Here is a 2,770-nt window from a genome sequence, read left to right as displayed (position 1 = left end):
GGGTCTTCGATGATGCCTTCAGTGAACGATCGCGAATAGCCATCAGAATCATCGTTAAGGTACCAGACCCACTCGTTGCGCGTTGCCCCTGTTATATCGGGTCCAGTATCGATCATGATCATAGCTTTGACTTTATCACTGCCGAACTGATTTAAATACGCCAATTGCTCTGTTACCCCATATGACCAACCCGCTAAAATCACATTGTTCAAGTCCAGTTTTTCAATGAATTTGGCCAAATCCCGAGCATGTTGTTGATAGGTGTGCCCCTCAATTGGTTTTGATGATTTGCCTTGACCTCTTGGGTCATATGCCAGCGCTCGGTAGTTTGTCGAATGTTTGAAGTGAGCCAGTTGATGTTCGAAAACCTCTGTTGACATCATCCAACCTGGAATAAAAATAATCGTTGTATCACCGCTTCCTGCTTGCTCATAAAATATTGTTAGATTGTCATCTATCTTAACTTCTTCTGCGGCTACACTATTAATAAACAACCCCAGCCCTGTAATTAACATGATTAAAAGTTTTAGCATATTCACAGTCTCACCTAAGCTTTTCTATCCGATACTCTAGAGATGCCTTTCGTTAATTTGCTAGTGATATATTCAGTAACCCCGCGACACTAGCCGTATACACTTAATAAGGCTCTTGAGGTATGTATCGTTTAATTGTTCCACCAACATGGCATACAGTTGACCTGCTACACGTGACTTATACGTTTCCGTTATAGTATCCGGTGATCTCCAATAAAAATACACTGCGATTGGCGTCCAATTTCATGACTTTGCCTTACCGTCAATAACTACTCGCGATTTTAGGCGAAAGCCATGAGGAGTTAAGTAATGGATGTGATCTGTAACAAGAAGGGGTGACTAAATACCTGCTCTTATCCGATGATACATTTTAATCAATATAAATAAGAGAAACGTCTTCATGCCCTGAAATATAGGTGCAAGTTCCCCGACCAGCTACATGTATTTTTTTACCTGCCATTTTTGCGGCCAACAACATTGAAACCATAGTTTTACCCCCATCTTCATTATTAATAACGAAATGTGGAGAAGATGAATTAGCACAAGTAGCAAATGTTGATGTTCCACTAACGGTGAAATACATTAGGTTCTTTGCAGGAGCACCAGCACCCACTCCACCCGCTGCAATTTCGATAACATCGCCGTAGGCTGATCCAAATTGCGCAGCACTGCAAAAGGAGGAAAAAGATAAAAGTGGAAACAACAATAGTGATTTGATGTTTAATTTCATTTAATAAACTCCATGGGAAGAGATTGATTTTTTATGTAAAACTACTAATAAATGCAACTCTGACTAGCTAATACCTGCTCTTACCCAATTAACCAACTAACTCCACTTGTTGGCGATTTGGTTGAAATCTGATGATGCACTACGTACGACACAAAACTTTTGCCCAGTTGGAGCCTGCATAACACACCAAGTGCCGACCGACTCTACCCTTTTAGCGCCTAAAGCCTCAAGACGTTTAACTTCAGCCGCTACATCATCTGTTTCAATATCAAGGTGAACTCGGCTTGGGTGGTCTACTTTCTGCACCTCAATATTTAACTTCTTATTTGGGTCTTGAAGCCTTATGTACTTTTCTCCCTCTTCCTTCGGAAACTCATTTAACTCCATACCTAAAGCCTGACTCCAAAAGTCAGCAGCAGAGCGCAGATCACTCGTGTTGCAATCAATGATGAAGCCAGCCAACTTACTTTTATGCATAAATATTATTCCTACTTATAGATGCTCACCTTCTGCTATGGCAGAAAAAACTTCTTCTAGACTTTCCGTTACCATTTCTACTAACTCATTAACTTCTCTTGGTGCAGACTGTGCGGCTATGTTACGTACCAACAACAGTGTTTCTTTCATCAGTTTCAAGTTTCTTACGCACTCCCAGCTCATGGCTTCATCAATGTGAAATAGAAGTTTGTCTGAGTTTGGGAAACCGAAATTATCAACAACAGCTTCTCTTAAATTACCCCATGCACCTTGAAGGTCAGAGAGCGCAGTCTTGTAATAGCCACTTGGCTCTTTAGTAAATCCCATTTTAGGCAAACCTCCTATCCATTATGGTCAGATAACGACTAATGAACTTCAGGGTAACGTAATATGTCATATCACATAATTAGTTTACCGATTCCCTCAACACCACACTTCACAACGCTCTGCCACAATATTACACATTGTCACTAGGCGTATACCGCTGTTTGTCAAGATAGTTGTCGCATCAACCAACCTACACTAATGATTTAGCATTTGATTGTTAACAGGGTTAAGCCAAACCCTTTCAATTCGGTTCCAATTACGTGTTTTGCCTGTCCAGCGTCTTGGATTGGCCAATCTTGCTTTTTCATATACCACCTTACGGTTTTCCAAAATAGCCTGATCTTTGCCGTCATGACGTGCTTAAGGTGTCACAAACTGAATTCCACTATGCCGATGCACTTGATTATACCAGGTCACAAAACTTAACACCCAAGCCCTTGCTTGCATTAAATCGGTAAACCCCTTATAGGGATAATTAGGTCGATATTTGCAGGTTCGAAAAATTGATTCGGCATATGCATTATCATTACTCACTCGAGGACGATTAAATGAACTCACCACACCAAGATTATGCATCGTTTGCAGCATATCGCTACCTTTCATTGGGCTACCATTATCGGAATGAAGCACTAAAGGTTTTGTAGCAATGTTTTCCTTTAAATAGGCTTTTCTCAGTAAACGCGAGGCATTTTCTGATGACTCT

At 40.8% G+C, this 2,770-nt stretch carries 5 protein-coding genes; all 5 read right to left on the bottom strand.

The annotated features are described in order from the left end of the window. A partial coding sequence (locus KCG35_RS24430; RefSeq protein WP_230409354.1) for an alpha/beta fold hydrolase occupies positions 1 to 533 on the bottom strand: 533 nt, incomplete at its 3' end. 370 nt (positions 534 to 903) lie between these two features. Further along, positions 904 to 1,263 (bottom strand): hypothetical protein, encoded by a 360-nt coding sequence (locus tag KCG35_RS24425; protein WP_215822464.1) that lies wholly within the window; start codon positions 1,261 to 1,263, stop codon positions 904 to 906. A 96-nt stretch (positions 1,264 to 1,359) separates the two neighbouring features. Continuing rightward, positions 1,360 to 1,740, bottom strand: a complete 381-nt coding sequence (locus tag KCG35_RS24420) for a VOC family protein (RefSeq protein ID WP_215822463.1) — start codon at positions 1,738 to 1,740, stop codon at positions 1,360 to 1,362. A 15-nt stretch (positions 1,741 to 1,755) separates the two neighbouring features. Continuing rightward, entirely contained in the window at positions 1,756 to 2,067 is a 312-nt protein-coding gene (locus tag KCG35_RS24415; protein WP_215822462.1) for a hypothetical protein, read from the bottom strand. 360 nt (positions 2,068 to 2,427) lie between these two features. Then, a partial coding sequence (locus KCG35_RS24410) for an integrase core domain-containing protein (protein WP_215822461.1) occupies positions 2,428 to 2,770 on the bottom strand: 343 nt, incomplete at its 5' end.

The organism is Zooshikella harenae, assembly GCF_018837975.1.
Lineage (GTDB): Bacteria > Pseudomonadota > Gammaproteobacteria > Pseudomonadales > Zooshikellaceae > Zooshikella > Zooshikella harenae.
Note: the sequence above shows the minus strand (reverse complement) of the source record. Positions and strands in the feature narration are given on the sequence as shown.